At 70.5% G+C, this 18,604-nt stretch carries 15 protein-coding genes; 13 read left to right on the top strand and 2 right to left on the bottom strand.

The window, feature by feature from the left end:
* Positions 1-161 precede the first annotated feature (161 nt).
* The 9 genes from ACFYO0_RS25035 (at position 162) to ACFYO0_RS24995 (ending at position 11,682) form a co-directional block, all read left to right on the top strand.
* Positions 162-1,136, top strand: coding sequence for a DMT family transporter (locus ACFYO0_RS25035; RefSeq protein WP_388679907.1), 975 nt, complete (start codon positions 162-164; stop codon positions 1,134-1,136).
* Between the two features lie 294 nt (positions 1,137-1,430).
* Positions 1,431-2,228: a TIGR03084 family metal-binding protein gene (locus tag ACFYO0_RS25030; protein WP_388679904.1), complete on the top strand. Its 798-nt coding sequence runs from the start codon at positions 1,431-1,433 to the stop codon at positions 2,226-2,228.
* Positions 2,225-3,994: an acyclic terpene utilization AtuA family protein gene (locus tag ACFYO0_RS25025; protein ID WP_388679901.1), complete on the top strand. Its 1,770-nt coding sequence runs from the start codon at positions 2,225-2,227 to the stop codon at positions 3,992-3,994. The genes ACFYO0_RS25030 and ACFYO0_RS25025 overlap by 4 nt, the downstream gene beginning before the upstream one ends.
* Positions 3,991-5,589: an acyl-CoA carboxylase subunit beta gene (locus tag ACFYO0_RS25020; protein ID WP_388679899.1), complete on the top strand. Its 1,599-nt coding sequence runs from the start codon at positions 3,991-3,993 to the stop codon at positions 5,587-5,589. Before ACFYO0_RS25025 ends, ACFYO0_RS25020 begins: the two co-directional genes overlap by 4 nt.
* Before the next feature lie 11 nt (positions 5,590-5,600).
* A complete protein-coding gene (locus ACFYO0_RS25015) occupies positions 5,601-7,508 on the top strand; it encodes an acetyl/propionyl/methylcrotonyl-CoA carboxylase subunit alpha (protein WP_388679897.1) in 1,908 nt (635 codons plus the stop codon).
* An 8-nt stretch (positions 7,509-7,516) separates the two neighbouring features.
* Positions 7,517-8,650 (top strand): acyl-CoA dehydrogenase family protein, encoded by a 1,134-nt coding sequence (locus tag ACFYO0_RS25010; RefSeq protein WP_388679894.1) that lies wholly within the window; start codon positions 7,517-7,519, stop codon positions 8,648-8,650.
* Positions 8,651-8,687: 37 nt separating this feature from the next.
* Positions 8,688-10,271: a 4-coumarate--CoA ligase family protein gene (locus tag ACFYO0_RS25005; RefSeq protein WP_388679891.1), complete on the top strand. Its 1,584-nt coding sequence runs from the start codon at positions 8,688-8,690 to the stop codon at positions 10,269-10,271.
* The gene (locus tag ACFYO0_RS25000; protein ID WP_388679889.1) at positions 10,268-11,038 is read left to right on the top strand and encodes an enoyl-CoA hydratase family protein; all 771 of its coding nucleotides are present in this window, start codon (positions 10,268-10,270) and stop codon (positions 11,036-11,038) included. Before ACFYO0_RS25005 ends, ACFYO0_RS25000 begins: the two co-directional genes overlap by 4 nt.
* Positions 11,026-11,682, top strand: coding sequence for a TetR/AcrR family transcriptional regulator (locus tag ACFYO0_RS24995; protein ID WP_388679887.1), 657 nt, complete (start codon positions 11,026-11,028; stop codon positions 11,680-11,682). Before ACFYO0_RS25000 ends, ACFYO0_RS24995 begins: the two co-directional genes overlap by 13 nt.
* Here ACFYO0_RS24995 and pdxH read toward each other — a convergent pair.
* Positions 11,672-12,310: a pyridoxamine 5'-phosphate oxidase gene (gene pdxH, locus ACFYO0_RS24990; protein ID WP_388680372.1), complete on the bottom strand. Its 639-nt coding sequence runs from the start codon at positions 12,308-12,310 to the stop codon at positions 11,672-11,674. The two genes, ACFYO0_RS24995 and pdxH, sit on opposite strands and share 11 nt — an antisense overlap.
* A gap of 344 nt (positions 12,311-12,654) precedes the next feature.
* Between pdxH and ACFYO0_RS24985 the strand changes: the two genes are divergently transcribed.
* The 3 genes from ACFYO0_RS24985 to ACFYO0_RS24975 all read left to right on the top strand — a co-directional run bounded on the left by ACFYO0_RS24985 (position 12,655) and on the right by ACFYO0_RS24975 (position 16,502).
* The gene (locus ACFYO0_RS24985; RefSeq protein ID WP_388679884.1) at positions 12,655-13,755 is read left to right on the top strand and encodes a citrate synthase 2; all 1,101 of its coding nucleotides are present in this window, start codon (positions 12,655-12,657) and stop codon (positions 13,753-13,755) included.
* A gap of 330 nt (positions 13,756-14,085) precedes the next feature.
* Positions 14,086-14,937, top strand: a complete 852-nt coding sequence (locus ACFYO0_RS24980) for an endonuclease/exonuclease/phosphatase family protein (RefSeq protein ID WP_388679881.1) — start codon at positions 14,086-14,088, stop codon at positions 14,935-14,937.
* Between the two features lie 164 nt (positions 14,938-15,101).
* Complete coding sequence (locus ACFYO0_RS24975) at positions 15,102-16,502, top strand: PAS domain-containing protein (RefSeq protein WP_388679879.1); 1,401 nt, start codon at positions 15,102-15,104, stop codon at positions 16,500-16,502.
* Between the two features lie 10 nt (positions 16,503-16,512).
* Here ACFYO0_RS24975 and ACFYO0_RS24970 read toward each other — a convergent pair whose 3' ends face one another.
* Positions 16,513-17,268, bottom strand: coding sequence for an SIS domain-containing protein (locus ACFYO0_RS24970; RefSeq protein WP_388680369.1), 756 nt, complete (start codon positions 17,266-17,268; stop codon positions 16,513-16,515).
* A gap of 308 nt (positions 17,269-17,576) precedes the next feature.
* On the opposite strand from ACFYO0_RS24970, the gene ACFYO0_RS24965 reads away from it, so the two are divergent.
* Positions 17,577-18,269 carry a metal-dependent transcriptional regulator gene (locus tag ACFYO0_RS24965; protein WP_388679876.1) on the top strand — a complete coding sequence of 231 codons (693 nt, stop codon included), beginning with the start codon at positions 17,577-17,579 and terminating at the stop codon, positions 18,267-18,269.
* The last annotated feature ends 335 nt before the right edge of the window (positions 18,270-18,604 follow it).

Raw genomic sequence — 18,604 nt, 5'->3', positions numbered from 1 at the left:
TCCCAAACCTATTACTGCTGCATCGCCCCTATGGGCGTCCCGTCAGGCTGCGGTTGACGTCGTTCGTAAGCTGCTAAGTGGGTTTACGCTCCTTGCGTAGTCCATTACTGTGTACGTTGCAGTGCAGCATGCTGAACAGTACGTCGTCTTGGAAGGCCCCCGTGAACCTCCCCCGTGCAGACCGGTCCCCGTCGGCAGGCGCGACCGCGGCCGAAGGTGCGGTCACGCAGCCGGAGGCTGTCGCGGTGCCCGGAGGGGCGCCGGGCCGGAGGCGCCGATGGGGCTCCCTGGGCCCCGTCGGGCTGGTGCTGGCCGGAGGCGTGTCCGTTCAGTTCGGTGGGGCGCTTGCCGTGAGTCTGATGCCGCGGGCCGGAGCGCTCGGCGTGGTGAGCCTGCGGCTTGTGGTCGCCGCCGTCGTGTTGCTCGTCGTCTGCCGGCCCCGGCTGCGCGGGCATTCGCGGGCCGACTGGGGGACCGTCGTCCTCTTCGGGATCACCATGGCCGCCATGAACGGGCTCTTCTACCAGTCAGCCGCCCGCATTCCGCTCGGTGCCGCCGTCACCCTCGAAGTGCTCGGGCCCCTCGCACTCTCCGTCCTGGCCTCACGTCGCGCGATCAACCTCGTCTGGGCCGGTCTCGCCCTCGCCGGCGTCTTCCTTCTCGGTGGTGGGGGCTTCAGCACGCTCGATCCGGTCGGCGTCGCGTTCGCCCTGTCCGCGGGGGCCATGTGGGCGGCGTACATCATCTTCAGCGCGCGTACGGGCCGCCGGTTCCCCCGGGCCGACGGGCTGGCGCTGGCCATGGCGATCGGGGCGGTGCTGTTCCTCCCGCTGGGCATCGTCGAGTCGGGAGCGAAGCTCCTGAACCCGACCACGATCGCCCTGGGCGCCGCCGTCGCGGTGCTCTCCTCCGTCCTCCCGTACACGCTCGAACTCCTCGCCCTGCGCCGCCTGCCCGCCTCGACGTTCGCGATCATGATGAGCCTCGAACCGGCCGTCGCCGCCCTCGCCGGTTTCCTCGTCCTCAGCCAGACCCTCACCCTGACGGAGTCCCTCGCGATCAGCCTGGTCATCGCGGCGAGCATCGGCGCGGTGCGGACGCAGGTCGGACGAGGGAAGGCCCGCAACGTCACCTGAGGCCATCGTGTGACGCCATCGCCGGTGACGCGCGCCACCGCGTCGCTGAGCACCGGCATCGGTGAGCACCGACATCGGTGAGATCAGCGCCGAGCATCGCCCGGTCTGACGGACGGGAGCGGCACAGAGCACGAGGGCCCGCACGCCCCACGCGAGCGGGCCCTCGTGTGTCTCCGGACCTGTCGGTGGCACCACACCGAAAAAATTTCCAAGCACGCTTGCTTGTTTTTGCGACCGCTGCCATGCTCCAGGACACACCGCGCCGCACACCGCCGTCCCCTCAGGGAGCGCCCCGTGTCCGACCCCACGCCCGTACTCGACGACCTGCGCGAGGAGAGCAACGAACTCGACCGGATCGTAAGGGAGTTGAGCGAGGAGCAGTGGGCGCATGCGACGCCCGCGCCCGGCTGGAGCGTCGCCCACCAGGTCGCGCACCTCGCCTGGACCGACCGGGCCGCGCTGCTCGCGGTGACCGACCCGGAGGGCTTCGCGAGGGAGGTGCAGAAGGCCTTCGTCTCCTCGGACACCTTCGTGGACGAGGGGGCCGAGGAGGGTGCCGGACTCCCGCCCGCCGAGCTGCTCGCGCGGTGGCGTAGGAGCCGGGCGCTTCTGCAGGTCGCGCTGCGAGCGGCACCGCCCGGCGCGCGCTTCGCCTGGTTCGGGCCGCCGATGTCCACCGCCTCCATGGCCACCGGGCGGATCATGGAAACCTGGGCCCACGGGCAGGACATCGCCGACGCGCTCGGCCTCGTACGCAACCCCACCAACCGCCTCCGCCACGTCGTACGCATCGGCGTCCGGGCCCGCGACTTCGCCTTCTCCGTACGGGGGTTGAGCGCGCCGAAGGAGGAGTTCCGCGTCGAGCTCGTGGCGCCCTCGGGGGACGACGTATGGGCGTACGGCCCCGAAGACGCACCCCAGCGCGTCACCGGACCCGCGCTCGACTTCTGCCTGCTGGTCACCCGGCGGGCCCACCGCGCCGACCTCGCCGTGCACGCCGAAGGGCCGGACGCCGACCGGTGGCTGGACATCGCCCAGGCCTTCGCGGGACCGCCGGGCGCGGGGCGCGAGCCCAGCGGAGCCACAGGGTGAGCCCGGAAACGAGACTGGAAACGAGCCAGGAAAAGGCCCCTCCCCTCCGCATCGGCAACGCGTCGGGCTTCTACGGCGACCGTTTCGACGCGATGCGCGAGATGCTCACCGGCGGCCCGCTGGACGTCCTCACCGGCGACTACCTCGCCGAACTCACCATGCTCATCCTGGGACGGGATCGGCAAAAAGACCCCGGCGCCGGGTACGCCCGCACCTTCCTGCGCCAGTTGGAGGAGTGCCTCGGGCTCGCGCACGAGCGAGGCGTACGCATCGTCGTCAACGCCGGTGGCCTCAACCCGGCCGGACTCGCCGACTCCGTAAGGGAGTTGGCCGGCCGTCTCGGCATTCCGTCGCGCGTCGCCCACGTCGAAGGTGACGACCTCACCCGCCTCCCCCACTCTCGGCTTCGCTCGAGCGGGGGGACCCCCACCCCGGGGCTCCTCGCCGCTCACGCCTACCTCGGCGGCTTCGGCATCGCCGCTTGTCTGCGCGCGGGCGCCGACATCGTCGTCACCGGCCGTGTCACCGACGCCGCGCTGGTCAGCGGGCCCGCCGCCGCCCACTTCGGCTGGCGGCCGGACGACCACGACCGGCTCGCGGGGGCCGTCGTCGCCGGGCACGTCCTGGAATGCGGGACGCAGGCCACCGGCGGCAACTACGCCCACTTCACCGACCACCACCGGAGCACCTTCCTCCACCCCGGCTTCCCGCTCGCCGAACTCCACGAGGACGGCTCCAGCGTCATCACCAAGCACGACGGCACCGGCGGCGTCGTGGACGTCGGCACGGTCACGGCTCAGCTGCTGTACGAGACGGGCGCCGCCCGGTACCCGGGACCCGACGTCACCGCCCGGCTCGACTCCGTACGGCTCACCGAGGTGGGCCCTGACCGGGTGCGCATCGACGGCGTACGCGGCGAGCCCCCGCCGCCCACCCTCAAAGTCGGCCTCAATCGGCTCGGCGGCTTCCGCAACGAAGTCGTCTTCGTTCTCACGGGACTTGAGATCGAGCAGAAGGCGGCCCTGGTCCAGGACCAGATGGAAGCCGCACTCTCGGAAGCCAAGTCCCGTCCCGCTGCGATGAGTTGGGAGCTGGCCCGCACCGACCGGGCCAACGCCCCGACCGAGGAGACCGCGAGCGCGCTGCTCCGGCTCGTGGTGCGGGACGCCGATCCGGAGGTGGTGGGGCGGGCGCTGAGCGGGGCCGCGGTCGAGCTGGCGCTGGCCAGTTACCCGGGATTCCATGTCACGGCGCCGCCCGGGAAGGGCAGCCCGTACGGGGTGTTCGAGGCCGCTTACGTCGAGCAGGGCGCCGCACCGCACACGGCCGTGCTGTCCGACGGCAGGCGCGTACGCATCGATCCGCCGGCCCGTACGCGCGCGCTCGCCGATCCCGGCGAACAGCCGGTGCTGCCCGAGCCGTTGCCCGACGGCCGGGTGCGGCGGGTGCCGCTCGGGCGCGTCGCCGGCGCCCGCAGCGGTGACAAGGGCGGCGACGCGAACGTCGGAGTGTGGGCCCCCACGCATGACGCCTGGCGCTGGCTCGCGCACACCCTCACCGTCGACCGGTTCCGCGAACTCCTCCCGGAAACCGCCGACTTGACCGTCGTACGGCACGTACTGCCCAACCTCCGCGCCCTGAACTTCGTCGTCGAGGGACTCCTCGGCGAGGGCGTCGCCTCGCAGCACCGTTTCGACCCGCAGGCCAAGGCCCTCGGCGAATGGCTCCGCTCCCGTCACCTGGACATCCCGGAGGCGCTCCTATGACCGTCCTGGCGACCGCGCTCGACACTGCGGGCCCCGACTACACAGCCAACCGCGAAGCCATGCTCGCCAGGCTCGCCGAACTCGACGCCGAGCACGCGAAGGCCCTTGCGGGCGGCGGCGAGAAGTACGTCAGGCGGCACCGCGAGCGCGGCAAGCTGCTCGCCCGCGAACGCATCGAGCTGCTCCTCGACCCGGACACGCCCTTCCTGGAACTCAGCCCGCTGGCCGCGTGGGGGAGTGAGTACACCGTCGGCGCCTCGCTCGTCACCGGGATCGGCGTCGTCGAGGGCGTGGAGTGCCTGATCACCGCGAACGACCCGACCGTACGCGGCGGAGCCAGCAACCCCTGGAGCCTGAAGAAGGCACTGCGGGCGAATGACATCGCTCTCGCCAACCGGCTGCCGTGCATCAGCCTGGTGGAGTCGGGTGGCGCCGATCTGCCCTCCCAGAAGGAGATCTTCATCCCTGGGGGAGCGATGTTCCGCGACCTCACCCGGCTGTCCGCCGCCGGGATCCCGACCGTGGCGGTCGTCTTCGGGAACTCGACCGCCGGAGGCGCGTACATCCCCGGTATGTCCGACCACGTGATCATGGTCAAGGAGGGGGCGAAGGTGTTCCTCGGCGGGCCACCCCTGGTGAAGATGGCCACCGGCGAGGAGAGCGACGACGAGTCCCTGGGCGGCGCCGAGATGCACGCGCGCGTGTCGGGTCTCGCGGACCACTTCGCGGTCGACGAACCGGACGCCCTCCGCCAGGCGCGCCGCGTGATCGCCCGCCTCAACCACCGCAAGGCGTACGACGATCCAGGGCCCGCCGCGCCTCCCGAATACGACGAGGACGAGCTCCTGGGGATCGTCCCCGGCGACCTGAAGGTGCCCTTCGACCCGCGCGAGGTCATCGCCCGCATCGTCGACGGCTCCGACTTCGACGAGTTCAAGCCGCTCTACGGGACGAGCCTCACCACCGGGTGGGCCACTCTCCACGGCTATCCGGTGGCCGTGCTGGCCAACGCCCAAGGGGTGCTGTTCAGCGAGGAGTCCCAGAAGGCGGCCCAGTTCATCCAGCTCGCCAACCAGCGCGACATCCCGCTGCTGTTCCTGCACAACACCACCGGCTACATGGTCGGCATGGAGTACGAGCAGGGCGGCATCATCAAGCACGGCGCGATGATGATCAACGCGGTGTCCAACTCGACGGTCCCGCACCTCTCCGTGCTCATGGGGGCCTCGTACGGGGCCGGTCACTACGGGATGTGCGGGCGGGCGTACGATCCGCGTTTCCTGTTCGCCTGGCCCAGCGCCAAGTCGGCCGTCATGGGGCCTCAGCAGCTGGCGGGGGTCCTGTCGATCGTGGCCCGGCAGTCGGCCGCCGCCAAGGGGCAGCCGTATGACGAGGAGGGCGACGCGGCGCTGCGCGCCATGGTGGAGCAGCAGATCGAAGCCGAGTCCCTGCCGAAGTTCCTGTCCGGGCGGCTGTACGACGACGGGGTCATCGACCCGCGCGACACCCGCACCGTCCTCGGCCTGTGCCTGTCCGCGATCCACACGGCGCCCTTTGAGGGCGTACGCGGTGGCTTCGGCGTCTTCCGGATGTGAGAGGGGATCCCGTGATTTCCAGTGTGCTGGTCGCCAACCGGGGCGAGATCGCCTGCCGAGTCTTCCGCACCTGCCGTGAGTTGGGAATCCGAACGGTCGCCGTGTACTCGGACGCCGATGAAAACGCCCTCCACGCGCGCGTGGCCGACGCGGCGGTACGCCTCCCCGGTGCGGCGCCCTCGGAGACGTATCTGCGCGGCGAGCTGATCGTGAAGGCGGCGCTGAGCGCGGGCGCGGACGCCGTGCACCCCGGCTACGGCTTCCTCTCCGAGAACGCCGACTTCGCGCGAGCCGTCCTCGACGCGGGCCTCGTCTGGATCGGTCCGCCGCCCGAGGCGATCGAGGCGATGGCTTCCAAGACACGCGCCAAGGAGTTGATGGGGCTCGCTTCGATGGCCGACGTCGAGGAGGGCGATCTGCCCGTCCTGGTGAAGGCCGCCGCGGGCGGAGGCGGGCGCGGCATGCGTGTCGTACGCCGACTCGCCGATCTGGAAGGCGAGTTGGCGGCAGCGCGGGCCGAGGCCCTGAGCGCCTTCGGAGACGGCGAGGTCTTCATCGAGCCCTACGTGGAGGGCGGCCGGCATGTCGAGGTGCAGATCCTGGCCGACACGCACGGCACGGTGTGGCCGCTCGGCACCCGCGACTGCTCCCTCCAGCGCCGCCACCAGAAGGTGATCGAGGAGGCCCCGGCACCCGGTTTGACCTCCGAACCGACCGACTCCTTGTACGCGATGGCCGTACGGGCGGCCCGTGCGGTCGACTATGTGGGCGCGGGCACTGTCGAGTTTCTCGTCGCCGACGGCAAGGCGCACTTCTTGGAGATGAACACCCGCCTCCAGGTCGAACACCCCGTCACGGAGGCGGTGTTCGGGATCGACCTGGTGGCCCTCCAGATCCGTGTCGCCGAGGGCGCCCCCCTAGAAAAGGACCCTCCACGCGCGCGTGGCCACGCGATCGAGGCCCGCCTCTACGCAGAGGACCCGGCGAACGGCTGGACCCCGCAGACCGGCACCCTGCACCGCCTCACCGTCCCCGACGTCCGCCTGGACACCGGCTACTCGGACGGCGACGGGATCGGCGTCCACTACGACCCGATGCTCGCCAAGGCCGTCGCGCACGCTCCCACGCGCGCGGAGGCCCTGCGCAAGCTGGCGGGCGCCCTGGAGAGGGCGACGATCCACGGTCCGATCACGAACAGGGACCTCCTCGTACGCTCGCTCAGGCACCCGGAGTTCGCGACGGCCCGCATGGACACGGGCTTCTACGACCGGCACCTGACGGAGCTGACGGCGCCCGTCCCCGACCCGTACGCCCACCCGTCTCCCACCACCGCCCTCAACGGAGTCGCCGCGCGACCACCTCTGGTTGCCCTCGCCGCCGCGCTCGCCGACGCCCACGGCCGCTCCCGCTTCGGCGGCTGGCGCAACCTGCCTTCACAGCCGCAGACCAAGCGATACCTGATGGACGGCACCGAGTACGAGGTCCACTACCGGCACGCGCGGGAGGGCCTGACCGCGGACGGGGTACGCGTCCTGCACACGGCCACCGACCTGGTCGTACTCGAAGTGGACGGCGTACGACGGAACTTCGAGGTGGCCCGCTACGGCGACGAGGTGTACGCGAACACCACCGCACTCACGGCCCTGCCCCGATTCCCCGACCCCATGGCCCAGCAAGAACCCGGCTCCCTGCTGGCACCGATGCCGGGCACGGTCGTACGGGTCGCCGAAGGCCTGGCCGAGGGATCCCCTGTGCGGGCGGGAGAGCCCCTCATCTGGCTGGAGGCGATGAAGATGGAACACAAGATCTCCGCACCCGCCTCAGGGACGCTGAGTGTGCTGCACGCGTCTCCAGGCCAGCAGGTGGAGGTCGGCACCTTGCTGGCAGTGGTCCAGGACAACGAGCCCCCTTCTCCCTGAGGAGCCCCATGCCCCCCGTCGTGGAAACCGAAGAACACACAGCCCTCCGTGCAGCGGTCGCAGCCCTGGGTAAACGCCACGGCCGCAACCACGTCCCCGACGAACTCTGGTCGGAAACGGCCAAACTCGGCTACCTGGGAGTCAACCTTCCCGAGGAATACGGAGGCGGAGGCGGCGGCATATCCGAACTCTCCATAGTGCTGGAGGAGTTGGGAGCCGCAGGCAGCCCCCTCCTCATGATGATCGTGTCGCCCGCCATCTGCGGCACGGTAATCGCCCGCTTCGGCACAGACACCCAAAAACAGGAGTGGCTACCAGGCCTGGCAGACGGAACCCGCCTCATGGCTTTCGGCATCACCGAACCAGATGCCGGCTCCAACAGCCACCGCCTCACCACCACGGCCCGCCGCGAGGGCACCGACTGGCTCCTCACCGGCCGCAAGGTATTCATCTCCGGAGTGGACAAGGCCGACGCCACCCTCGTCGTCGGCCGCACCGAGGACGCACGAACGGGCAGGCTCAAGCCCTGCCTGTTCATCGTCCCGCGCGAAGCGGCCGGCTTCGAACACCGCGGCATCGACATGGAACTCCACACCACGGAGAAGCAGTTCGAGCTCACCCTCGACGACGTACGACTGCCCGCGGACGCCCTCGTCGGCGATGAGGACGCGGGCCTGCTCCAGCTGTTCGCGGGGCTCAACCCGGAGCGCATCATGACGGCCGCGTTCGCGATCGGCATGGGCCGCTACGCGCTCTCCAGGGCGATCGAATACGCCCGCGAGCGCACCGTGTGGAAGGAACCCATCGGCGCCCACCAGGCCATCGCGCACCCCCTCGCCCAGGCGCACATCGACCTGGAACTCGCCCGCCTGATGATGCAGAAGGCCGCCGCCCTGTACGACGCGGGCGACGACACCGCCGCCGGGGAGGCCGCCAACATGGCGAAGTACGCGGCAGGCGAGGCCTGTGTGAAAGCCGTCGACCAGGCCGTGCACACCCTCGGCGGCAACGGACTCACCCGCGAGTACGGGCTCGCCTCATTGATAACGGCCGCGCGCGTGGCTCGTATCGCGCCGGTGAGCCGGGAGATGATTCTCAACTACGTCTCCCACCAGACCCTGGGCCTGCCCAAGTCGTACTGACCACCACCCCGCTGTGCCAGCCGCGCGAGGAGGAACCATGTTCCGCAGCGAGTACGCAGACGTCCCGGCCGTAGAAGAACCCATCCACGAGGCGGTACTGGGCAGGGCCGTCGAACGGGGCGAGACACCGGCCCTGATCGACGGCGTGGACGGTACGACCCTCACCTACGCCCAACTCGACACGTTCCACCGGCGGATCGCCGCCGCACTCGCCGAGGCCGGCGTCCGCAAGGGGGACGTACTGGCCCTGCACAGCCCGAACACCATCGCCTACCCCGCCGCGTTCTACGCCGCCACGCGCGCGGGGGCGTCGGTCACCACCGTGCATCCCCTCGCCACGGACGAGGAGTTCGGCAAGCAACTGCGGGACAGCGCCACCCGCTGGATCGTCACCGTGTCGCCCCTCCTGGAGACGGCGCGCAGGGCGGCCGAACTCGCCGGCGGCGTACAGGAGATCTTCGTCTGCGACCAGGCCGAAGGGCACCGCTCGCTGCTCGACATGCTCGGCTCCACGGCCCCCGAGCCCGAGGTGGACATCGACCCCTCAGAGGACGTCGCGGCCCTCCCGTACTCCTCCGGGACAACCGGCGTCCCCAAGGGCGTGATGCTCACCCACCGGTCCATCGCCACCAACCTCGCGCAGCTCGCGCCCAGCATGCCGATGGGCCCGGGCGACCGCATCCTCGCCGTACTGCCGTTCTTCCACATCTACGGGCTGACGGCTCTCATGAACGCGCCCCTGAGGCAGGGGGCCACGGTCGTCGTGCTGCCCCGATTCGACCTCGACACGTTCCTCTCCGCCATCGAGAAACACCGCATCACGGGGCTGTACGTGGCCCCGCCGATCGTGCTCGCCCTTGCCAAGCACCCCGCCGTCGACGGCTACGACCTGTCGTCCCTGGAGTACATCGTCAGCGCCGCGGCACCCCTGGACGCCGAGCTGGCGGCGGCCTGTTCGCGCAGGCTGGGACTGCCACCCGTCGGCCAGGCGTACGGCATGACGGAACTCTCGCCCGGCACCCACGTCGTCCCCCGGGACTCTGCTGACCCGCCCCCTGGAAGCGTCGGAAAACTCATCGCCGGCACGGAGATGCGCATTCTCTCCCTGGACGACCCTTCCAGCGACGTCGGCGTGGGGGAGCGCGGCGAGATCGCCATCCGCGGACCGCAGATCATGAAGGGCTACCTGGGACGCCCCGAAGTCACCACCGCGATGATCGACGAAGACGGCTGGCTGCACACCGGAGACGTCGGTCACGTCGACGCCGAGGGCTGGCTGTTCGTCGTCGACCGCGTCAAGGAGCTGATCAAGTACAAGGGCTTCCAGGTGGCCCCCGCAGAACTCGAGGCCGTCCTGCTGACGCATCCCGGCATCGCCGACGCCGCCGTCATCGGCGTGTACGACTCCGACAACAACGAAGTCCCACACGCCTATGCAGTGCGCCAGCCGACGGCGGTCGACCTCACCGAAGGCGAGGTCATGCAGTACGTCGCCGAACGCGTCGCCCCGTACAAGAAGATCCGGCATGTCGACTTCATCGAAGGCGTGCCCAGGGCCGTCTCCGGGAAGATCCTGCGCCGGGAACTGCGGGAACTGCGGGAACTGAGGGAGCGCGCATGACCCTGGTGCGCCGGTCGCACGAGCGCGGCATCACCACCCTCACCCTCGACTCACCGGCCAACCGCAACGCCCTGTCCGTCGCCCTCATGGTCGAACTGTCGGACGCGCTGAAGCAGTGCGGCAAGGACAGCGACGTACGCGCCGTCGTCCTCACCCACACCGGGACCACGTTCTGCGCGGGCGCCGACCTGCGCCACACTCCCCCACTCTCGGCTGCGCTCGAGCGGGGGGACCCCTATCCGCCGACGGCGTTCGTCTGGCTGCTGAGGCAGATCATCGAGCTGCGCAAACCCGTCGTGGCCCGGGTCACCGGGCACGTACGGGCGGGCGGCCTCGGCCTGCTCGGCGCCTGCGACATCGCGGCCGCCTCCGCCGAAGCCACCTTCGCCTTCACCGAGGTACACATCGGCGTCGCGCCCGCCGTCATCTCCCTGCCCCTCCTGCCCCGCACCGACCCGCGCGCACTGAGCCGCTACTACCTCACCGGCGAGGACTTCGGATCGGCCGAAGCGGCGCGCATCGGCCTGCTGACGGCGGTCGGCAGCGACGTCGACGAGGTGCTCGAACCCGTCCTCGACGGCCTGCGCCGTGCCTCCCCCCAAGGACTGCGGGAGACGAAGCGGCTGCTCACGGCTAAGGTGCTGGAGTCCTTCCACCAGAACGCCGACGAACTGGCCGGGCTCTCGGCCCGGCTGTTCGCCTCCGCCGACGCTCGCGAGGGCATGACGGCATTCCTCGAACGACGGGATCCCCAATGGGTGCTTTGAACGCCGGGCTCGTGGACCGCGTCCCCAAGCAGGACCGCAGCCGCGCCACCCGGCAACGCCTGCTGGAAGCCGCCGTGGCCTGCCTCGCCGAACACGGCTGGGCGGGCTCCACGGTCTCCGTCGTCGCCGAACGCGCCGGGGTCTCACGCGGCGCTGCCCAGCACCACTTCCCGACCCGCGAGGACCTCTTCACAGCAGCGGTCGAGTACGTCGCCGAACAGCGCTCCACCGCCCTGCGCGCCCTCTTCCCCGACGGCCCCGCAGACCGCCGCGCCGTCGTCAGCGCCCTCGTCGACCTCTACACGGGCCCCCTGTTCCGCGCAGCCCTCCACCTCTGGGTCGCCGCCTCCAACGAGGACCAACTACGCCCCCGCGTCACGGAGCTCGAGGCCCGCGTGGGCCGCGAGACCCACCACATCGCCGTGGAACTGCTCGACGCGGACGAATCCCGCCCCGGCGTCCGCGAAACCGTCCAGGGCCTGCTGGACATGGCCCGAGGCCTGGGCCTCGCCAACCTGCTCACGGACGACGGGGCGAGGCGGGAACGGGTCGTCGCACAGTGGGGAAGAATCCTGGACGGGGTGCTCGACCGACCGCGCGCGGACCCCTTGCCGCGCACCGACCCCCGACCGCTCAGGGACTGAGCCGCTCCACCCGCCACCCACCGTCGGGGGTCGCGACATACCGCAGACGGTCATGCAGCCGGTTCTCCCGCCCCTGCCAGAACTCCACCGTCTGCGGCTCGACACGGAAACCACCCCAGCTCGGCGGCACCGGAACCTGCTCGCCCTCCGGGTAACGCGCCGCCAACTCCGCGTACGCTGCGTCGAGTTCGGCCCGCGAAGAGACCACGGTGGACTGCGCGCTGGCCCAGGCGCCGAGCTGCGAGCCGTGCGGGCGGGTCCGGAAGTACGCGGCCGTCTCGTCGCGACCCGTACGCCGCGCGACACCGCTGACGACGACCTGGCGGGCCAGCGCATGCCAGGGGAACAGCAGCGAGACGTACGCGTTCTCCGCCAGGTCGCGCGCCTTGCGGGACTCGTAGTTCGTGTAGAAGACGAAGCCCCGCTCGTCGTACTGCTTCAGCAGCACCGTGCGCGAACTCGGCCTGCCATCCACGCCCACCGTGGACACGACCATGGCGTTCGGCTCGTACACCGCGCCCTGCGCCGCGGCCTTCGCCGCCTGCCTGAACCAGTGCGCGAACTGCCTCATCGGGTGGTCGGCCAGCTCGGTCTCGTCGAGTCCCTCGGCCCGGTACTGCTTGCGCATCAGGGCCGGGTCGAGGACGGGGTCATGGTCGGTCACGCGGTCATCTTGCCGTATCCCGATCGCCGCACACCGCGTGGTGCCAGGCGGGCGTGTGCTTCGTCACACGTGGCACTGAGTGCCGCGAACTCTCCCCAAAGGTGGCACCAAGGGATATCGTCCTGTGGCCAAAGACGGGTGACCGCCCGCCGCAGCGGGCATCACCGGAGTACGCACGTACGTACGGACCGCGAGTCCAGCAGCGACCGCGGAACCGCACGTCGGCCACCCACCCGGCACGGACGTATGCAACCCCTGTATCGCAACCCCACAACGAACCCGTCGCCCACATCATGAGGAGCCGCCTGATGTCCGACTTCGTACCCGGACTAGAGGGAGTCGTCGCTTTCGAGACGGAGATCGCCGAACCGGACAAGGAGGGCGGCGCCCTTCGCTACCGGGGCGTCGACATCGAGGATCTGGTCGGCCACGTCTCCTTCGGCAACGTCTGGGGGCTCCTCGTCGACGGCGCATTCAACCCCGGCCTGCCGCCCGCCGAGCCCTTCCCGATCCCCGTCCACTCCGGCGACATCCGCGTGGACGTCCAGTCGGCCCTCGCCATGCTGGCACCCGTCTGGGGCCTGAAACCCCTGCTGGACATCGACGAACAGCAGGCCCGCGAGGACCTCGCCCGCGCCGCCGTCATGGCCCTCTCCTACGTCGCCCAGTCCGCCCGCGGCCAGGGCCTGCCCATGGTGCCCCAGCGCGAGATCGACAAGGCCCAGTCCGTCGTCGAACGCTTCATGATCCGCTGGCGCGGCGAACCCGACCCCAAGCACGTCGCGGCGGTCGACGCGTACTGGACGAGCGCCGCGGAACACGGCATGAACGCCTCGACCTTCACCGCCCGCGTCATCGCGTCCACCGGCGCGGACGTGGCGGCAGCACTCTCCGGCGCGGTCGGCGCCATGTCCGGCCCCCTCCACGGCGGCGCCCCCTCCCGCGTACTCGGCATGATCGAGGAGATCGAACGCACCGGGAACGCCGAGGCGTACGTGCGCCAGGCCCTCGACAAGGGCGAACGCCTCATGGGCTTCGGCCACCGCGTCTACCGCGCCGAAGACCCCCGCGCCCGGGTCCTCCGCCGCACCGCCCGCGAACTCGGCGCCCCCCGCTTCGAAATCGCCGAAGCCCTGGAAAAAGCGGCCCTCGCGGAACTCCACGCCCGCCGCCCGGACCGCGTCCTCGCCACCAACGTCGAGTTCTGGGCCGCCATCATCCTCGACTTCGCCGAAGTCCCGGCCCACATGTTCACATCCATGTTCACCTGCGCCCGCACGGCAGGCTGGTCCGCCCACATCCTGGAACAGAAGGGCACAGGCCGCCTCGTACGGCCGTCCGCGCGCTATGTGGGCCCTGGCACGCGCGACCCGCGCGAAATCGAGGGCTACGAGGACATCGCCCACTGAGCCCGTTGGCGGGCAGCACAGAACGCAGACGACCCGCGAGCTCTGGTCCCCTCCGAGGAGGGAGCCGGCCGGACTTACCGGCGAGCTCGCGGGTCGGGTGACTGCTTTGGATTGGGCCGGCTGCGCGTCTCTAACCCGCGCTGGTCCGGCACCGCACTGGATGTGGTGACGGGCCGCTAGCCCGCAGCCACCTCTCCTGTCCGGTTTAGATACATCTGCCGAACCACCTCCTTTCCGAAGTAACAGTCACCTTAGGAACCGCTCGGACTTCGTTCAACCGGTTTTTGGGTACGCCACGAATCTGCGGACTCTGGGAGGGCGGGGCAGCGCATGCGCGTGGTGACGTGGAACCTGTGGTGGCGGTTCGGGCCGTGGGAGCAGCGGCGGAAGGCGATTCTGGCCGTTCTGCGGGACTTGCGGCCGGATGTCGTCGGGCTGCAGGAGGTGTGGGCGTGCGGTGGGGAGAACCTGGCGGAGTGGCTGGCGGACGAGTTGGGGCTGTACTGGACGTGGGCCGCTTCGGAGGCGCCCGAGGGGTGGCAGCGGCGGCTCGGGGACTCGACGGTCGATCTGGGCAATGCCGTGCTCAGCCGGTGGCCCGTCGTGGACCGGGCGGTGGTGCGGTTGCCGAAGCCTGACGGGGAGGACGACGGGCGGCTGGCGCTGTATACACGGCTGGACGCGCCGGTCCATCCGGTGCCGTTCTTCACGACGCACCTGACCTCCCTCGCTCACGCTTCGGCAGTGAGGGTCGAACAGGTCCGCGTTCTCGCCGGGTTCGTCGCGGATCATCGCGGCGGGACGGCGTTTCCGCCGGTCATCACCGGCGATTTCAACGCCTGGCCCGACTCGGACGAAATCCGGCTGTTCGGCGGCTGCAAAACGGCACCGGTCGTCCCCGGGCAGGTGTTCCTCGACGCCTGGGCGTACGCGGATCCAGGGATCCCGGCGGCCACTTGGGCCGCGGCCAATCCCTACGTCGCGCCCGGCAATCCCGACCTCCGCATCGACTACATCCACGTCGGACCGCCGGGCCCGGACGCCCTCGGCCACGTCCGCTCGATCCACCGAGCGGGCGACGGCCCCGTCGACGGCGTATGGCCGTCCGACCACGCGGCGGTCGTCGCGGACCTGGCGCCGGCCGCGTACAGCTGGCCGGCACGGAGCCGACGGGACCTGTGAGGTGCGTTTCCGGCGTGCAACGATTTTCTTCAATCTTGTGGGAACCCGGTGTGTGCTGCGTCACGTTCGAGTTGAATGATTACTAGTGAGTGATTCGCAGTGAGGGAACGGGCGCGCGGGCGTACCGCGCAGGACACGCCGACACGGCCTGCAGGGGGTGCCAGGTGAGTGCTTCCCGGCGTAGTGGGACTACGGACGAGCTGGGGCCGCAGGAGCCCGAGCGGGACGGGTCCGATCTGCTTGCCGCTTTGCTGGATGGGATGGACGCGGCGTTGTGCGCTTTTGACGCCGACAGTGTCGTGACCCATTGGAATCGTGAGGCGGAGCGGATACTCGGGTGGAGCGCGGACGAGGCGGTCGGGCGGCACGGGTTCGCCGGGTGGGCCGTGCGGACCGCGGACGCCGAGGAGGTCGAGAGCCGGCTGATGTCGGCGATGCACGCCCCCGGTCGGCAGGTGCACGAGTTCGCGCTGCTCACCAAGGAGGGCGGACGGGTCCTCGTACGAACCCAGTCCGCGGCCGTGCGTGGGCCCAACGGGAAGCCCGCAGGGGTCTACTGCGCCTTCAGTGAGGTACACGCGCAGATAGATCTGGAGCGGTCGATCGCCCTGAGCGAGGCGTTGCTCGAGGACGCGTCTTGGGGCGTCGTACTCGTCGACGCCGATCTGCGGCCCGCCGTCGTCAACGCGCACGCGGCTCGCGCGCTCGGCATAGGGCGTACGGCCGTACTGGGGCGACCCCTGGGCGAGTTGCTCGCGCAGGGTGTCGAGGAGCTGGAGAGCGCGCTCGCGCATGTGCTCGCCGAGGGGGCGCCGCCCGCGCTCGCCGAGATGTGGGTGACCGTGCGGACGCCGGAGGGCGAGAAGCGGCGGTGCTGGCGGAGCGGCTTCCTGCGGCTGTCCTCGCCGCTCGCGGAAGAGCCCGTTCCGCTCGGTGTCGGCTGGCTCTTCCAGGACGTCACGGAGAGCAAGCAGAGCGAGCAGGAGGCCTCGCAGCTGCGGTTCCGGGCCAACCAGCTGCACCGTGCCGCGCGCGCGGCGGCAGAGTGCGAGGACCCGGCCGAGGCCGCGGTCGTCCACCTGGACTTCTCGCTGGCCGGCTTCGCCGACCATGCGCTGATCGACCGGGTCGCGGGCGGCTCCGTACGGGACGGCGAGGAGACGGTACGCCTGGTACGGGCCGCCGCCACACCCTCGGGCGCTCCGGGACCCAGCCTGCCGGCCGACGGACGTGCCGGACTGCCCGTGCGGTATGCCGAGGGGCATCCCGCCCTCCAGTGCGTGGAGCGGATCGGTTCCGTACGGGCCAGTGCCGGCGCGTCCGATCCCGAGCAGATCCGCGAGTGGGCCGTCGCCCGCCAGTGGCCGGGCGACGCCATGCACGCCCTGTGTGCGGTGCTGCGCAGCCGGGGGCGGACCCTGGGCGTCGTGACGTTCCTGCGGGGCGCCAGCCGTACGCAGTTCGAGCGGGCCGACGCGATGTACGCGGAGGATGTCGGGGTGCGGATCGCCGCGCTGCTGGACCTGGCGGATGAGCGCTTGGCGGAGCGGCGGGAGCGCGGCTGAGCCGCGTACCTCACTGCCGGTAGAAGATCCGGTCCGCGTATTCCTCGAAGACGCGGGCGTTCCATTCGTGGCCCCCGTCCACGTTCCCCGAGCGCAGGAGCGGGGGCTCGATGCCGCGGTCCGCGAGAGCGCCGGCCGCCGTGGCCATGACCGCCTGGAGGAGCGCCGACGTGACGATGCCGGAGGTGGGGGCGAAGGGGGCGGGGACGGTGTCGAGGGTGAGTTCCGCGTCGCCGACCGCGATCTTCGAGTCGAGGACGATGTCGCAGTGGTCCTTCAGGTACGTACCCGAAACATGCCGGGACTTCGTCTCGGAGGCGTACGCGACCGACGTGACCCCGATGACCTTGAGGCCCTTGGCCCGGGCGTTCATGGCCATCTCGACGGGGAGGGGGTTGCGTCCGGAGAGGGAGATGATCACGAGGAGGTCTCCCGCGCGCGCGGGGCTGGAGTCGAGGACGACGCCCGCGAGGCCGTCGACGCGTTCCAGGGCGGAGCCGAGTGTGGCCGGCATGACGTCCACGCCGACGGCGCCCGGTACGCCGAGCAGGTTCATGAGCGCGAGGCCGCCCGCTCGGTAGACGATCTCCTGCGCGGCCAGCGAGGAGTGTCCGGCGCCGAAGGCGAACAGCCTCCCCTCGGCGGCGACCGTGTCGGCGATCAGCGTCCCGGCGGCCGCGATGCCCTCGGCCTCCTCGTCCCGCACCCGCTCCAGGAGGCCGATCGCGGCATCGAAGAATCGCCCGCCCAGCTCGCTCCCACTGATCGTCACCGGCGAAGCCCCTTCGAAGTCGCGTCGCTGAGTCCGTCGGGGAGTCACTGAACCGCCGCCCCGCCACAGTCGTTCTTCCCGATCGTGCCGCGGATCACGTTGCGGTCTGGACCAGTGCGCTGTCAATACGGGCGAGCAGGCCGGGCACGGAGACGGTCCCATACCCGCCACGGCGAATCCGTAACCCCCTGCTTTCGCCCGCGCGGCACGGTTGTCAGTCCGATGCGTCAGAATTGACGTCAGGGCCAGCGCACACGCCGGTGAGCCACTCAGCCTCCGGCAGATCTCATCAAGGGGCACGTATGTCCGGACTGATCGACACCACGGAGATGTATCTCCGCACCATCCTCGAGCTGGAGGAGGAAGGTGTGGTCCCTATGCGCGCCCGGATCGCCGAGCGGCTCGACCAGAGCGGGCCGACGGTCAGCCAGACGGTGGCGCGGATGGAGCGCGACGGTCTGGTGGCGGTCGCCACTGACCGGCATCTGGAGCTCACGGACGAGGGCCGTCGGCTGGCCACGCGCGTGATGCGCAAGCACCGCCTCGCGGAGTGCCTGCTCGTCGACGTGATCGGTCTGGAGTGGGAGCAGGTGCACGCCGAGGCCTGCCGCTGGGAGCACGTGATGAGCGAGGCGGTCGAGCGCCGCGTACTGGAGCTGCTGCGCCACCCGACCGAGTCGCCGTACGGGAATCCGATCCCGGGCCTGGAGGAGCTGGGCGAGAAGGACGGCGCCGACCCGTTCCTGGACGAGGGCATGGTCTCGCTGGCCGACCTGGACCCCGGGACCGATGGCAAGACGGTCGTCGTACGCCGCATCGGTGAGCCCATCCAGACGGACGCCCAGTTGATGTACACGCTGCGGCGGGCCGGGGTGCAGCCCGGCTCGGTGGTCAGCGTGACGGAGTCGGCGGGCGGCGTCCTGGTGGGCAGCGGCGGCGAGGCGGCCGAGCTGGAGGCGGACACCGCCTCACATGTTTTCGTAGCGAAGCGCTGACGCCGAGTGATCGGACGGGTTAGGGTTCCAACCTCCTCGCAGGGTCGGCCGAAGGGGCGACTCCGGCGTGGGGAGGTTGCCCCGGGCGCCGATCGGCGGGGGGTGGGGCCCGGTCGGTTCACCCATGCCACTGGGGTGGCCGGACGCACCACAAGCATCGAAGCCATCGATGACCCGACCTGACACGACTGCCAACTCGCCTTTCTTTGCGGGCAGTTGACTGTTCCGAAGCGCAGCGCATTCATGGGTTGCGTGTAAGTCTGTCTCTGGGAGGAGGGGGAGGCATATGCGCCATGGAATGTTCGAGGGCCCCGGCGCCCTGCGGCGCCGGGGCC

This window comes from Streptomyces sp. NPDC006365, assembly GCF_042870755.1.
GTDB lineage: Bacteria > Actinomycetota > Actinomycetes > Streptomycetales > Streptomycetaceae > Streptomyces > Streptomyces xiangluensis.
The sequence above is the reverse complement of the archived record's forward strand: the minus strand, read 5'-3'. Positions and strand labels throughout refer to the sequence as shown.